Annotated in this window: 9 protein-coding genes; 4 read left to right on the top strand and 5 right to left on the bottom strand. The window is 35.8% G+C overall.

Annotated elements, in window-relative coordinates; genetic code table 11:
- Positions 1–159 precede the first annotated feature (159 nt).
- Entirely contained in the window at positions 160–3453 is a 3294-nt protein-coding gene (locus tag ABD935_RS01600) for an Ig-like domain-containing protein (protein ID WP_345189777.1), read from the bottom strand.
- A gap of 148 nt (positions 3454–3601) precedes the next feature.
- Positions 3602–4381 (bottom strand): nucleoside triphosphate pyrophosphohydrolase, encoded by a 780-nt coding sequence (gene mazG, locus ABD935_RS01595; RefSeq protein ID WP_345189776.1) that lies wholly within the window; start codon positions 4379–4381, stop codon positions 3602–3604.
- Between the two features lie 215 nt (positions 4382–4596).
- Between mazG and ABD935_RS01590 the strand changes: the two genes are divergently transcribed.
- A complete protein-coding gene (locus ABD935_RS01590) occupies positions 4597–6684 on the top strand; it encodes an acylase (RefSeq protein WP_345189775.1) in 2088 nt (695 codons plus the stop codon).
- Between the two features lie 460 nt (positions 6685–7144).
- On the opposite strand, the gene ABD935_RS01585 is transcribed toward ABD935_RS01590, so the two are convergent.
- The 3 genes from ABD935_RS01585 to ABD935_RS01575 all read right to left on the bottom strand — a co-directional run bounded on the left by ABD935_RS01585 (position 7145) and on the right by ABD935_RS01575 (position 13685).
- Positions 7145–9412, bottom strand: a complete 2268-nt coding sequence (locus tag ABD935_RS01585; RefSeq protein ID WP_345189773.1) for an aconitate hydratase — start codon at positions 9410–9412, stop codon at positions 7145–7147.
- A 169-nt stretch (positions 9413–9581) separates the two neighbouring features.
- The gene (locus tag ABD935_RS01580) at positions 9582–12359 is read right to left on the bottom strand and encodes a bifunctional aconitate hydratase 2/2-methylisocitrate dehydratase (RefSeq protein ID WP_345189772.1); all 2778 of its coding nucleotides are present in this window, start codon (positions 12357–12359) and stop codon (positions 9582–9584) included.
- 288 nt (positions 12360–12647) lie between these two features.
- Positions 12648–13685, bottom strand: a complete 1038-nt coding sequence (locus tag ABD935_RS01575; protein ID WP_345189770.1) for a LacI family DNA-binding transcriptional regulator — start codon at positions 13683–13685, stop codon at positions 12648–12650.
- A 111-nt stretch (positions 13686–13796) separates the two neighbouring features.
- On the opposite strand from ABD935_RS01575, the gene kduI reads away from it, so the two are divergent.
- From kduI to ABD935_RS01560, 3 genes are read left to right on the top strand one after another with little or no spacing between them, the layout of a single operon-like run.
- Complete coding sequence (gene kduI / locus ABD935_RS01570) at positions 13797–14639, top strand: 5-dehydro-4-deoxy-D-glucuronate isomerase (protein ID WP_345189768.1); 843 nt, start codon at positions 13797–13799, stop codon at positions 14637–14639.
- Positions 14640–14655: 16 nt separating this feature from the next.
- Entirely contained in the window at positions 14656–15450 is a 795-nt protein-coding gene (locus tag ABD935_RS01565) for a gluconate 5-dehydrogenase (RefSeq protein ID WP_345189767.1), read from the top strand.
- A gap of 7 nt (positions 15451–15457) precedes the next feature.
- Complete coding sequence (locus ABD935_RS01560) at positions 15458–16642, top strand: DUF4861 family protein (RefSeq protein WP_345189765.1); 1185 nt, start codon at positions 15458–15460, stop codon at positions 16640–16642.
- Positions 16643–16755 lie beyond the last annotated feature (113 nt).

Below are 16755 nucleotides of genomic sequence, written 5' to 3'. Positions count from 1 at the left end.
AAATATGAATAATACTCCAATCCTTTTTAAAAATGAATAGTTTTTGGACTTACTTCTGAAAGTGCCTAATTATTACACTTTAAGTTCATCCTAAAATAGGTTGACCGTTTTTACATAAATTAATTCAAACCAGAATATTCATTTATTCTGGTTTTTTTGTTATCTAATTAAACTAAAATGTCCTCGGTAAATTTTAACACTCCCAGAAATTTCAATCAATTCCGCAATAAACCAATAATCTGAACTTGGTAATTGCAGCCCTTTAAATGTACCATCCCAAATACCATTTTTAGCATTTAATTGTTTAACTAATTTTCCATAACGATTGTAAACACTCACTTTTGAGGCACCTAAAAAATCAGCCCCCATCCCTTTAATTTGCCAAGTATCATTATTTCCATCATTATTTGGAGTGAAAAATTTAGGGAAACCTAGAATAAATACTTCTAAACTTGAAATACCACATTTATTTTTATCTTTCACATAAATGATATGCGCTCCAGCTCCTACGCTATCAAAAAAAGGTACGTCTTGATAGGGACCATCTATATCATCCAATGAAAATTCATAATCCCCAATACCTAAATTATTATTGTCATTATCAATACTGATACTATTATTGTTTGATAATTCTACAATCGTAATATCATCTAAATCTATAGTTGCCATAGCCGACTCTACAACATCAAAAGAAGCAGGAAATGATTCACAACCAAAAACAGAAGTTGCTATTACTGTATAAACCCCTCCTGAAAGGACACTGGCATTTGGCAACGTGCTCACTACGGTTCCATTAATATCTTTCCATTCATATGAATAATTACCACTGGGATTATAGGTAAACAATGAAATTGGATTATTATCTAAACAATATATTTCCGTTTGATCGACTTCAAACTCTGGTTTTGGATGTACCGTTAATAATAAATGAGGGCCAAGTCCAAAACACTCACCGTTATCATCACTTTCAACACGCACATATAATAACTGAGAAAAAGGTGTTTCATTTGTAAAACCATTGACCTCCAATATCTCATCTTGCTCTAATTGGGCATCATTTAAATTTCTATAATATTTTACACTTAAGTTTTGGCCCAACGGGAATTCTGAAATAAAATCATCCGATGCTAAATTTAAATCGAAAACATGGAATCCATCAGTACTAGCATCATCACAAGTATCTAATTCTTGCAAATATCCGTTGGAAAAAGCAGTTGTAGAAACTTGAAGATTTACCTGAGATACTCTAAAACACCCCATATTATTCTCAACTCTAGCATGCACCATATTTGCTGTTGAATTATTAAATAATGAAGCATCAATAACATCAGTTCCCGAATTGGCATCAGAAGCGTTTAAATGATATGTTATATCAAGTCCTTCTGAATTATTATTTGTAATGATAGCATTAGCTTCAGTTAAATTGTAATCTGTAAATCCATCTGAAGAACCATCCTCATCACAATTTTTCAAAATAACATTAGGCTGAACTACTGGTAATTCATTTACAACAATATCAAAAGAAGTATCTGTAAAACACAAATTATTAAGCGTATTAACAATTCTAACATAAATTGTTTGGCCCCCTTGAATAGTATTTAAATAAGTATTATTAGGAGTTGTAATTGGAGCAGTATACGCAGAATCTGTATAATAATAAAACAAATAGTTTGATGCATCTTTCCCATTTAATAGTATGGTCTCGTTGGCTGTTAAATCAAAAGTTGCAAAACCGTTTGTATCATCACCATCTGCCATAGAATCACACGCATTTAAAATTGGCACGTTAGATGTTGGTGGCAAAACAACGGTTTCGTATAGAATAACATTTACTGGTAATCTATCTATGCTTTCACAATTATTAATAGTTTGGGTTGCATAGTAAGTAGTATTTGTTGTTAACAATGTTGAAGTGTCCAGAGGTATTCCACCAGAGGCTGATGTATACCACAATACAGAACTTCCAGTAATTCCAATATTTGAAATGGTAGCTTGCACAATATCACAAAAGCCTTGAATTGTGTTTGCTGCAGGTAATGGTGTAACCTGAACAGTTAATGTAACAGGAGTTCTAGTTAAAGTTGTACATCCATTAATTGTAGCATCGACATAATACGTTGTTGTAGAATTTAGAGTAGGCGTTATAAAAGACGACCCAGTATGTAGAGACACACCTCCAGAAGAACTATCATACCAATTAATGGTACCTGAAGATGCTGTAGCTGATAAAGTTCCTGAACCAGAATCGCATATTAAATCACTACTTACTGAATCTATACTTGGTATTTCTATAACTGTGGTTGTAACTGCTGTTCGTTCTCCCTCGACACATCCATTAACAGAGGCTAAAACATAATAGGTTGTCGTTGAATTTAAGGTTGGCGTTGTAAAAACATCGCCATTGTATAATTGTACACCACCAGTAGGAGCATCAAACCATAATACATCACCTTGTGAAGCTGTTGCTTTTAGACTGGTAGAACCACTTCCACAAATAGTTGCCGCCTCGCTATCGCTAATAAGTGACGTATAAATACTTGAACTTGCTGAAATATTCAAACTAGGATCTCCAGGAAGCCCGCCATATTCCATAATATAACCTTTCGGTTGATAATCACCGCTAGCTCCACCAGTATTAGTTAAATCATTCCATGACCCTGCTATTCCAACGCCTGGTGCTGTTACATGTGCATAATCTTCGTCCCCAAACTGATTGGGTTCATTTGTATTCCAAAAAGCATAATTAGGGGTAGAACCATTTATACCACCATTCCAAAAAACAGTTCCCGCTTCAGGTCCAGTAACCCATTTCCAAATACCTTCGGTTTGGGAATCACTACCACCAATCCAACCCGCTCCAGAAGCTTGTTCTCCTGATAATTGCGCCTCTTCTGCCGATGTAATTGTCGCTAAATATCCTTGTAAGCCAAAATATGTCTTAATATCTGCAGCTGTTTTAGCAGAAGTCCAAGTAATGCCAATTGATGGAACATACTCATAATAATGACCTGTTGAAGGCAAAAAGTTGGCAAGCCCAATAGTTATTGAAAAAACTTTATCAGAAGGGTTGTTACTTATGCTTTGAAAAACTATCTCTTTTGTTGCTGCAATTAAATCGGCATAGCTTACAAACGCTGATCCGATACCAAATAACTTTAGCTTACCCTCGGTTGAATTCCATGAAGTTAATATATTTGGGTGGGACCCTGTTAGGGTTAAAGTATCTTCGCCTTGCACATACCCTGTAGAGATTTGTATAAAAAGTGATTCCATATCTGTATCATCTGGATCGACAATATCAAAATCGGTAACAATATTAATTTGGCTCTTTGGGCAATAGGGCTGATTTCCTGAGGCTGATAATACAGGTGCTGCATTTTGAGACCAACAAAAATTAGATGCAAATAATAAAACCACAATATAAATTACTGTGTTATATTTTTTGTTAAACATTATGAAGAGTTAAAGCCATTTATTTGTCTAAATATATGGCTAAAAAAAATGTTCAACACCTATTTAAGGTAAAAAACATTATAAAACGGTTAAAGTTTTTTTTTACCTCTTCCTTGTTGGTATTTGAAAATCACAGATTTTCTAATTCCTATTTTGGTAATCGCTTTGCCTCCTCCCAAAATACATCCATTTCGGAAAGCGTCATATCTTTTAATGGTTTGTTTAATCCTTTTGCTTTTTCTTCTAGGTATTGAAAGCGTTTCGAGAATTTTTTATTAGTGCGTTCCAAAGCATTTTCGGGGTTGATATTTAAAAATCGAGCGTAGTTGACCATTGAGAATATAACATCGCCAAATTCACTTTCCATGGCGTCTTGATTTCCTGATTGTACTTCAGTTTTAAACTCATTTAACTCCTCCTCTACTTTTTCCCATACTTGATTTGGTTCTTCCCAATCAAAACCAACACCAGCTACTTTTTCTTGAATTCGGTTTGCTTTTACCAGTGCAGGCAAGCTTTTTGGCACACCTTCTAAAACACTTGTTTTGCCTTCTTTAAGTTTTAAGTTTTCCCAATTGCGTTTTACATCTTCTTCATTTTCAACTTTAACATCGCTGTAAATATGCGGGTGTCTATTGATTAGTTTTTCGCAAATGCTGTTGCATACATCGGCGATATCAAAATTCTTGGTTTCGCTTCCTATTTTGGAGTAAAATACAATGTGCAATAATACATCGCCAAGTTCTTTTTTAACTTCTTCTAAATCTTTGTCTAGAATGGCATCTCCAAGTTCGTAAGTTTCTTCAATAGTAAGGTGACGCAATGTTTCCATGGTTTGCTTTTTATCCCACGGGCATTGTTCGCGCAACTCATCCATTATGGTTAATAATCTATCAAATGCTTTTAATTGGCTTGCTCTGGAGTTCATTTTTGAAGTTTTTGTAAAAATACAATTTTGATTTTTTTGAATTGGGAATAATGTGTTCAATATTTACACTAGCAATTTAGCGCAACGCTTGACTTTGTAAAAAATTTCAGCTACCTTCGTTTAACGTCGGATATAAAACATTAAAACGATTTCATATCCGTAAAGAACATTAGCCATCATTATGAAAAACAGACCAACTTCTATATAAACGAAATATGAAAACCAATATTTTTTTTACTCTTATTGTAGTTTCTTTTTTAACGGCTTCATGTACCCAACAAGAAAAAATAGAAACCCAAATTGCATGGGACACTTGGGGTGTTCCACATATTACTGCAACGACTACAGAAGAATTATTCTTTGCCCAAGGATGGGCTCAAATGCATAATCATGCCAACCTTGTTTTAGAACTCTACGGAAGCTCTAGAGGAAAAGGCGCCCAATATTGGGGTCAGGAGAAGTTCGAAAATGATATGCTTATTCATACACTTGGTTTTGACCAATTGGCCGATGATTGGGCCGAAATACAAGATCCTGAAATCAAAGCCATCTATACCTCTTTTATAAAAGGGATGAATGCATATGCAGCAGCGCACCCTGAAGCCATTGCCGATAAAAATAAAGTCGTACTGCCCTTAACTACTAAGGATATGAATATGCACGGCTTGTATCTCATTTTTACACGTTTTATTGGAGGGAAAGACCTAGGACGCGTGCAACAATGGCCGGACATGGGTTCAAACACCTACGCGATTGCACCAAAGCGTTCGGCTTCAGGTAATGCTATGTTGGTTCAAAATCCACATTTACCATGGTGGCGAGAATTTTTGTTTTTTGAGTCACATCTGAATTTAAACGGGAAAAACATGTACGGTTCAATACCCGTTGGCTTGCCTGGCATTGTAATTGGTTTTAATGAAAATCTCGGTTGGAGTCATACTGACAATACCATTGACAATGCCGACACATATGAGCTAGAACTAAAAGACGGTGGCTACCTACTGGATGGCGAACGAAAAGAGTTTGAGGTTTTATCAAAAGTGATCAAAATAAAGCAAGAGAATGGTACGATGTTGGACCAAGAAGTTCAGCTGATGAAAACAGTTCACGGACCAGTGGTCAATAAAACCGAAGACAAGGTATTGGCATTGCGTATGGTTGGTTTGGATAGACCTAATATGTTTTTGCAATGGTGGCGTATGATCAACAGTTCCACCTTTGATGAATTTGAGGAGGCTTTAGAAATGGCTCAAATCCCATTTTGGAATGTGATGTATGCCGATAAGCAAGGTGAGATTTTCTATTTGTTCAATGGCTTGGTTCCAAAACGAGCGACTGATGCATGGAAGTATTGGGACCGCGTGATTCCTGGTGGAAAATCGGCGGATATATGGACAGAAGTTCATGATTATACGGACCTTCCCAAAGTAAAAAATCCTGTCGGTGGATGGCTTCAAAATGCCAACGATCCACCATGGACCTGCACCATACCAACAATCCTAAACCCTGAAGATTATCCCGGCTATATGGCTCCCCAATACATGCCTTTTAGACCCCAGCGTTCAGCAAGGATGCTTATTGAGGATGAATCAATAACTTTTGACGAACTAGTCGAATACAAACTTTCAACACGCCTAGAATTTGCAGATAGAATTTTAGATGATTTGTTTGCTGCTGTCGATGCTTCTAATTCGAAGAAAGCAAAGGAAGCTAAAAAAGTACTGGAGAATTGGGGTCGAGAAGCTAACGCAGACAGTAAGGGCATGCTTTTATTCTACACTTGGGCACTTAAGTTCAATGTCTGGAGAAGCGCCAATTATACCGAACAATGGAGTATGGATTCTCCAAACACTACGCCGGATGGGATTGCAGATACAGATAGAGCCGTTCAGTTATTGGAGCAGGCTGCTATCGAAGTTGAAACCAACTTTGGAAGTTTAGATACTGATTGGGGAGATTATTACAGAATAAACTATAATGGCATAAACCTACCAGCAAATGGTATAGATGGCTCTTTGGGAGTTTTTCGAGTTGCCTGGCCGGGTGGAGCTGATGATAACAATATGTTTGTAGGTGGCGGAGATTCTTGGGTCGGTGTCATTGAGTTCGGTGATAAAGTTCGAGCAAAAGTTTTATTATCTTATGGTAATGCGACTCAAAAAGACTCCCCTCATAATGGCGACCAGTTAGAATTATTCTCTAAAAAAGAATTGCGTGATGCTTGGTTTACAAAAGCTGAAGTTGAATCAAATACTGCCAGAATTGAGGTAATAACTGAGAATGGATTTCGTGAAAAAAAATAACGAATGGCTAACAATGCCTATACGCAATGCGGGTTTTAGTCGATTAAAGTAAAGTGCCTGTTCCCATTCCACTCGCTTGTTTATATTTATATTAAAAATTAACAAAATATAAATCAAGGCTCGTTTATAATCGTGCGAAGATGGAAACTAACGCTTCCAATCTCCCGCACTACGAATAGCCGAGACCGTTAAACGAACTTCTCAAAAAATAAAACAACTTTCAATTTAAAACTTAAGCTAGCAAATAAATGCGTTAGGGATTGAGGCATTTGTTGGAGCTCCTTGCAAAGAGCGACTGCCGAAATATTTATATTCATGAGTTCTTTAATTTAAAATAAAAACCAACGAATAAAGCCCAACCCCCTTTTCGGGGTAACGCCCAAATTATACAAACAAAAAAATCCAACTTAAAAAGCTGGATTTTTTCAATATCATTAAAACCTTGCAGGCGTAAAGTAAACTATGCGTTTTGCTTCTTAATCAAATTAAGTGCAGAACCTTCATTATACCACGCAATTTGTGCTTCGTTATACGTGTGATTCAATTTGATAAGATCTTTAGAACCATCTGCATGAACAGCTTCGAGCGTTAATTGTTTACCTGGAGCAAATTCGTTTAAATCTATGAAGTTGAACGTATCATCTTCTTGAATTACATCGTAATCGGCTTCATTTGCAAAGGTTAAACCTAACATTCCTTGTTTTTTAAGGTTTGTTTCATGAATACGTGCAAACGATTTCACAATAACCGCAGCTACACCCAAATGACGTGGTTGCATAGCTGCATGCTCACGAGAAGACCCTTCGCCATAGTTATGATCTCCAACCACTATAGATTTAACGCCTGCTGCCTTATAGGCTCTTGCTGTATCTGGAACACCACCGTAATCTCCCGTTAATTGATTTTTAACAAAGTTTGTTTTTTGGTTGAAGGCATTAACTGCTCCTATTAAGGTGTTATTTGAAATGTTGTCTAAATGCCCTCTAAAACGTAACCAAGGTCCCGCCATTGAGATATGGTCTGTAGTACATTTCCCAAAGGCTTTAATTAACAACTTAGCGCCATTAATATTACTGCCAATAGGCTCAAATGGTGTTAATAATTCCAAACGCTCTGAGTCTTCCTTAACAGATACTTGAACGTGGCTTCCGTCTGCCTCGGGTGCCAAATATCCATTATCTTTAACGTCAAAACCTTTTGGTGGTAATTCCCATCCTGTTGGCTCATCGAACATCACTTCTTCTCCATTTTCATTAATCAACTTGTCTTTAAGTGGATTAAAATCTAAACGTCCTGCAATAGCAATTGCAGCAGTTATTTCTGGAGATGCTACAAAGGCGTGGGTATTTGGATTACCATCGGCACGTTTAGCAAAGTTTCTATTAAAAGAGTGTACTATACTGTTTTTTGGTGCATTTTTAGGATCGCTATATCTAGCCCATTGCCCAATACATGGCCCACAAGCATTCGTAAATATTTTAGCATCTAAGTTTTCAAAAACCTGAAGAATGCCATCGCGCTCAGCAGTGTAACGCACTTGCTCAGAACCTGGATTAATTCCTAATTCTGCTTTCATTTTTAAACCCTTATCTATGGCTTGTTGTGCTATTGAAGATGCTCTTGATAAATCTTCATAAGACGAGTTAGTACAAGATCCAATTAATCCCCATTCTACCTTTATAGGCCAATCGTTAGTTTTGGCTTTTTCAGACATTGCAGAACCAACTTCAGTTGATAAATCTGGTGTAAAAGGTCCGTTTAAAAGTGGTCCCAATTCAGATAAATTAATATCGATAACTTGGTCAAAATAGTTTTCTGGATTTGCATAAACCTCAGCATCTGCAGTTAAATGTTGTTTTACGCTGTTTGCAGCATCAGCAACATCAGCTCTATCGGTAGCCCGTAAATAGCGCTCCATAGATTCATCATAGCCAAATGTAGACGTGGTTGCTCCAATTTCGGCTCCCATATTACAAATAGTTCCTTTTCCTGTACAGGACATGGATGTTGCTCCAGGCCCAAAATATTCTACAATAGCTCCTGTTCCACCTTTTACAGTTAGAATTTCTGCTACTTTTAAAATCACATCTTTTGGCGCTGTCCAACCAGATAATTTTCCGGTTAACCTAACCCCTATTAATTTAGGGAATTTCAATTCCCAAGCCATACCAGCCATAACATCAACAGCATCGGCACCTCCAACTCCAATAGCGACCATACCTAATCCACCTGCATTTACAGTATGCGAATCTGTTCCGATCATCATGCCTCCTGGAAAAGCATAGTTCTCTAAAACCACTTGGTGAATGATACCCGCTCCTGGTTTCCAAAAACCAATACCGTATTTATTTGATACTGACTCTAAGAAATTAAAAACTTCGCTACTTACATTGTTGGCGTGTTTTAAATCTGTGGCAGCACCTTCTTTTGCTTGAATTAAGTGATCGCAATGTACCGTGGTTGGTACAGCCACTTTAGTTTTTCCTGCTTGCATGAACTGTAATAATGCCATTTGAGCTGTTGCATCTTGGCATGCAATTCTATCTGGTGCAAAATCCACATAGTCCTTTCCTCTTGTAAATGCTTTGGTAGGGTTTCCATCCCATAAATGAGAATATAAAATCTTTTCAGATAGTGTTAATGGTTTCCCTACAATCTCGCGTGCCTTATCTACACGTTCAGCCATTTTGGTGTAAACCCCCTTTATCATATTAATGTCAAATGCCATAAATTTGTATTGTTTAATTATTTAGTGCCTCTAAGGTACAAAATATGTAAACCAATAAAAAACAGAAAATTGCGCGCTTTGTTATACCAATTTAACTTCAAAATAGGGCATAAAAAAAGTCCGAGTTTTTAAGCTCGGACTTCTATTTGTAATTGATTCTATGTTTAGATTATCTTACTAATTGCTTTTGAGATGGCTTAAACTTAGTTAAAACAATACCATCTACAGCGGCTTCATACTCCTCCATAGTAGGCGTTCTTCCTAAAATTGTAGATAATACAACCACTGGAGTAGATGACAATAAAGATTCGCCTTTTTTCTCACCAGAATCTTTAACAACTCTTCCTTGAAACAAACGTGTTGAAGTAGCCATTACCGTATCACCTGGTTCAGCTTTTTCTTGATTACCCATACACAAGTTACATCCAGGACGCTCTAAGTATAACATGTTCTCATATTTAGTACGCGCTAAACCTTTTGGTAGGTTATCATCAAACTCAAATCCTGAATACTTCTGTAGTACTTCCCAGTCTCCTTCTTCTTTTAACTCGTCAACAATATTATATGTTGGTGGAGCAACAACTAAAGGCGCTTTAAACTCAACCTTACCTTGCTGACTCTCAATATTCTTTAACATTTGAGCTAAAATTTTCATATCTCCTTTATGTACCATACAAGACCCTATGAACCCTAAGTCTACTTTTTTAGTTCCACCATAAAAGGATAGTGGTCTAATGGTATCGTGTGTATAACGTTTAGAAACATCGTCGTTATTTACATCTGGATCAGCAATCATTGGCTCAGCAATTTCATCTAAATCAATAACAACCTCTGCATGGTATTTAGCGTTAGCATCAGGTCTTAGAGATGGTTTTATTCCTGTTTTAAGCTCTGTAATTCTAGTATTTGCTTTATCCACCAAACCTTTAAGCACTTGCTTCTGGTTATCCATTCCTTTATCAATCATGATCTGGATTCTACCTTTTGCAATCTCTAAAGATTCAATTAAAGTGTCATCCTCAGAAATACAGATAGAAGCTTTAGCTTTCATTTCCGCAGTCCAATCCGTAAATGTAAAGGCCTGATCAGCAGTAAGCGTTCCAAGATGAACCTCAATGATCCTTCCTTGGAATACGTTTTCTCCACCAAACTGTTTTAACATTTGTTGCTGTGTAGCATGAACCACATCACGGAAATCCATGTAAGATTTCATATCTCCTTTAAAAGTTACTTTTACAGACTGTGGGATTGGCATAGTAGCCTCACCAGTAGCAAGTGCTAAGGCAACTGTTCCTGAATCTGCTCCAAAAGCAACCCCTTTTGACATACGTGTGTGTGAATCTCCGCCAATAATAATATCCCAATCACCTACTGTAATATCATTAAGTACTTTGTGGATGACATCCGTCATGGCGTGATATTCTCCTTTAGGGTCACGCGCTGTAATTAAACCAAAGTCGTTCATAAACTTCATTAACCTTGGAATATTAGCCTTAGACTTATCATCCCAAACTGAAGCTGTATGACATCCTGATTGGTAAGCCCCATCAACAATTGGAGAAATAACTGTCGCAGCCATCATCTCTAATTCTTGAGAAGTCATAAGACCCGTAGTATCTTGTGAACCTACGATGTTTACCTCTACACGAACATCAGAACCAGCATGTAAGACTGCTCCTGGAGTCGTACCAACCGCATTTTTATTAAATATTTTTTCTACAGCTGTAAGACCTTGCCCTTCAATAGAAATTTCTTTTGATGTCGCATAAACTTGAGGCGCATCGATTCCTAATACCTTAGCAGCAAAAGTTTGTAATTTTTTACCGAAAACAACAGCATAAGAACCTCCTGCCTTCATAAATTCCATTTTCTGAGGTGTAAATGCAGCAGAAATATCTTTTAATTCTTTATCACCATTATAAAGCTTCTTTTCTCTAGTATTAATAGTAAGTACTGTTCCTGTTTCAACAGAATATTCTTGTTTTAAAACAGGTTCTCCATCTTTATCACGAACTGTATTTCCTTCAGCATCTTTTTGCTTCACCCAGTTTTTAAGATCTAAACCTATTCCTCCTGTTACGCCAACAGTAGTTAAGAAAATTGGAGAAATACCATTTGTCCCAGCAATTACAGGAGCAATATTAATAAACGGTACATAAGGACTAGATTTAACACCCGTCCATAAAGCCACGTTATTAACTCCTGACATTCTTGACGAACCAACTCCCATTGTTCCTTTTTCTGCAATTAACATCACACGCTTATTTGGATGCGCTTCTTTAAGTGCTAAAAGTTCGTTTTGCATCTCTTTGTTATGCTCAAATAAACACTGACCATGTAATTCACGGTCTGATCTTGAGTGCGCATCACCACCTGGAGAAAGTAAATCTGTAGATATGTCACCAACTCCAGCAATGTAAGTCACTACCTCAATCTCTTCATCTATCTCTGGCAACTTAGTAAAGAACTCAGCCTTTGCATAACTCTCTATAATCTCTTTTGCGATTGCATTACCAGCTTTAAAAGCTTCTTCTAAACGTTGTGTATCTGCTTCATATAAGAACACTTGTGTTTTTAAAACATTTGCAGCTTCGTTTGCAATAGCAGCATCAGCAACTAAAGCTAAATCTAACAAAACGTCAACTGAAGGTCCGCCCTTCATATGCGATAATTGTTCAAGAGCAAATGCAGGAGTTATCTCTTTCACAACGGACTCACCTAAAATAATTTCTTTTAAAAACTTAGCTTTTACACCAGCAGCACTCGTAGTTCCAGGTAAAACATTATAGATAAAAAAGTTAAGAGAACTTTCTCTGTTCTCGTTACCTAAATCTTTAATTTGCTCAATGATTGCGCTTAACAATTCAGCACTATCAATTGGCTTTGGGTGAAGTCCCTGACCTTTTCTTTCTTCAATTTCCTCGATGTAATCCTTATAAGTGTTCATATAATATTTTATAGTGTTCTTTTAAACGTTAAGTGTAGGTTTATAAAAAAGTAACGCAAAATACGAATTTAATTCAAAGCTCTAAAAATAAACCCTGCAATAATATCTTCAATCATATTAAATTATTATAGTGATATTATAATTTAGTATGATTTATTTTTTAGCAATATTCTTTCACTAAAAATGATGATTTACTAACTTATTTACTAAATCTTAATATTATTGACTTCAAATCTCTTAAAGAAAAATATTATTACTTTACTCTAATTAAGGTTATAAAAGTCATAACTAAATATTTCTAGCCCTTACTTTTTTTGATGATTGTCGCTCAATTAAATTTGAATCCATAATAATGGTTTGCGATTTTTTAATCCCATTTTGGTTTTTTATATATTTCAATAACAAATCTGTTGCTGTTTTTCCCATTTCAAATCCTGGCTGGTCAATAGTTGTTAATGCAGGGTTAATGACTGTTGAAATTGGCTCGTTACTAAAACCAACAATAGCAACATCTTCAGGGATTTTAACATTATTATTTGTTAAATATTTTATAGCGCCTATTGCCGCAACATCATTCGCAGAAAAGATACCGTCAAAATCTAAATTATCAGTTACTATTTTTTTTACGTTTTCAATACCATCCTGCTCCATTAATCTGGAACTTATTACATATTCTTCCCTAAAAGGTAGGTTGTTTTCACTTAGAGCTGCTTTGTAACCTTCAAGTCTTTTTTTATATATCCCTAATGCTTGTGGCCCAGAAAAATGAACAATATTTTTACATCCACTAACAATTAAATGCTGTGTTGCGTCAAAACCACCTTTAAAATCATCAATAAGGACATTGTTGGTGTCAGGGATATTACAGTGTCTATCAAAGAAAACCAAGGGAACACCTCCGTTTTTCAAAGCTTCCATATGACTGTAATCCATCGTTTCCATTGATATGGAGATCAATACACCATCTACTCTATTTGCCATCAAGGTTTCAATTATTTTTTTTTCCCTTTCAAGTTGTTCCAAAGATTGACAAATTATAACATTATAACCAGCTTGATAAGCGGTTTCCTCAACACCCTGGATTACTGAAGAAAAGAAATGACGTGATATTCTTGGCACAACAACACCTATAGTATTGGTAATGTTCTTACGTAAGTTTGACGCTAAAAGATTGCGCTGATACCCCATTTCTTGAGCTTTATGGAGGATTCTATCTTTCGTTTTCTTTTTTACCCTCGGACTATCATTTAACGCTCTTGATATCGTAGAACTGTCTATACTTAAAGCTTTTGCTATGTCATGTATGGTAACTTTGTTTATTTCCATTAAATATGATTCTTTCCTTTTGGATATTCAGCAAATATAACAAAAAAATACAATCGATTGTATTTTAACATAAATTGTATATCTTTGTCAAAAATTAATACTATTTTTTTTATGAAAACACATTATACAACAAGATACGCAGCATCTCCAAAAGATGTTAAATCTTATGATACAACAGCGCTAAGAGACGAGTTTTTAATTGACAATTTAATGGAAACTGATAAAATAAACCTTGTGTATTCACATTATGACAGGTTTATAATAGGAAGCGCAGTACCCACTGAAGCACCTTTAAAACTAGATGCCATTGATGCATTAAAGGCTGAATATTTTTTAGAAAGAAGAGAATTAGGAATTATAAATGTTGGAGAAACAGGAACTGTAACAGTAGATGGTACGGATTATGAATTAGAACATAAAGAAGCATTATATGTAGGTCAAGGCAATAAAGAGGTAACCTTTTCCAGTAAATCTTCTAACAATCCTGCATTGTTTTATTTAAACTCTACCCCAGCCCATAAAGCATTTCCTATTAAAAAAATAGGTAAAAATGATGTTGAAGTCGTTGAATTAGGGGCTCCTGAAACTGCAAATGCAAGAACACTAAGAAAATATATAGTTAATAGCGTTGTAGATGTTTGTCAATTACAAATGGGAATGACTACCATAAAAACAGGAAGCTCATGGAATACCATGCCAGCACACGTGCATGACAGACGTATGGAAATCTACTTTTATTTTGAAGTGCCTTCTGATCAAGCAGTTTGTCATTTTATGGGTCAGCCTCAAGAAACAAGACATATTTGGATGGGTAACAACCAAGCCGTTATTTCACCACCATGGTCTATTCATTCTGGCTCAGGAACTAGCAGTTACTCTTTTGTTTGGGGTATGGCGGGTGAAAACCTAGACTACGGCGATATGGATCATTGTAAAATAAACGAATTAAAATAAATACTAATAAAAAAACATGTCAATTAAATTATTTGATTTAACAGGAAAAGTAGCACTGATAACTGGATCCACCCATGGTCTAGGAATGGCTATGGCTAAAGGAATTGGAAATGCAGGGGCTAAAATTATTGTAAATGGAAACTCATCTCAAGAAAAGTTAGATAACGCAGTAAAAGCATATAAAAAAGAAGGTATTGATGCTTATGGCTATCTATTTAATGTAGCAGATGAACACGCAGTAAAAACAAATATCGCAAAAATAGAGCAAGAAATTGGTCCGATTGATATATTAGTTAATAATGCAGGTATCATTAAAAGGACGCCTTTAGTTGACATGGAAGTTGCAGACTTTGAAGCTGTAATAGATATAGATTTAGTAGCACCATTTATTGTTTCAAAACACGTTGTAAAAGGCATGATTGAAAGGCAAAGTGGAAAAATAATAAATATTTGCTCTATGATGAGCGAGCTAGGCAGGAACTCTGTTGGTGCATATGCTGCTGCCAAAGGTGGATTAAAAATGCTAACCCAAAGTATGGCAACAGAATGGGCTAAGTTCAATATTCAGACTAATGGTATTGGGCCAGGGTATTTTGCAACTAGCCAAACGGCTCCTATTAGAATAGACGGGCATCCGTTTAACGAATTCATTATGGGACGAACTCCCGCTGGGCGTTGGGGAGACCCAGAAGACTTACAAGGTGCCGCAATATTTTTAAGTTCTAAAGCAAGTGATTTTGTTAACGGACATGTGGTTTATGTAGATGGCGGTATTCTTGCAACTATCGGTAAACCAGCAAACGAAAATTAAACTCATTATGAAACAACTTAAACGACTTAGTAAATCTATTCTGTTTTTTTTAACTATAGTTTTATTTTTTTCTTGTTCTGAAAAGGATAAAGTCACAATCATAAGCGTTAAAAACCCGCTTAATGTTGAAAGATCATTTGAAACCGTAGAATTAACAAAAAGTCTTTTAAAAGTTGAAGACCTTTCTACTATCGGCATACGTAATACGGAAACCAAAAAGTTGGAACTAACACAAACCGTAGATAATGACGGTGATGGTGTTTTGGATATTATTTTATTTCAGCCACAAATAAAAGCGAATTCAGAGGTTACTTTTAAAATAGTTACCGTTACTGAAGCAGAAAAACCTACTGCGCCAGAGTTATGCTATTCTCGTTTTGTACCAGAGCGTACCGATGATTATACTTGGGAAAATAATAAAGTAGCTTTTCGTGTTTACGGACCAACAGCACAAAAAATGATTGAAGATAATGTACGTGGTGGTACACTATCCAGCGGTGTTGATGCTTGGTTAAAAAGAGTTGAATATCCAGTAATTAATAAATGGTACAAAGAAACCACTGAAGGTACAGGAAGCTACCATAAAGATACAGGTGAAGGCTTAGATGATTTTCACGTAGGCGTAAGTCGTGGTGTTGGTGGTATTGCTGCAAAAGTAGATACAACGTATTACTACTCTAAAAACTATACTAAATGGCGCACCATAACTACAGGACCTTTAAGAACTAGTTTTTATTTAGAATATGAAAATTGGGATGCTGCAGGAAATACCATTAAGGAATCAAGAGTAATTAGTTTAGATTTGGGTCAGAATTTTTCAAAATTTAATATCTCGTTGGAAGGAGTTAAAAATATTTCAGCTGGGTTAACTTTACATGAAAAAGATGGAAAAGTTTTTGGTAACAAAGAAAAAGGATGGGTTAGCTATTGGCAACCTCATGCAGATTCAGAATTAGGAACTGCCATTATAGCCTCTAAAGATTATTTTGTTGATTTTGAAACGTATGACAGTAAGGGAAAGGACTTAAGTAATGCCTATGCACATCTTAATGTTACAAACAATCAAGTAGTGTATTACGCAGGTTTTGGTTGGAAAAAAAGTGGACAATTCAACACCAAACAAGACTGGGAAAATCATTTAAATGCATTTTCTGAGCGTATAAACAATCCTTTGGAAATTAGTTTGAAATAATTAGTGTTTATGATAAAATAGAATACAAAAAGCAAAATGGTCGTGTTTGAACAAATAGAATAAATTCTATTTTATCTTCAATCATTTTACTGTCATGTAATATATATAAAAAA

The organism is Algibacter agarivorans (assembly GCF_039543245.1).
Classification (GTDB): Bacteria; Bacteroidota; Bacteroidia; order Flavobacteriales; family Flavobacteriaceae; genus Algibacter_G; species Algibacter_G agarivorans.
The sequence above is the reverse complement of the archived record's forward strand: the minus strand, read 5'-3'. Positions and strand labels throughout refer to the sequence as shown.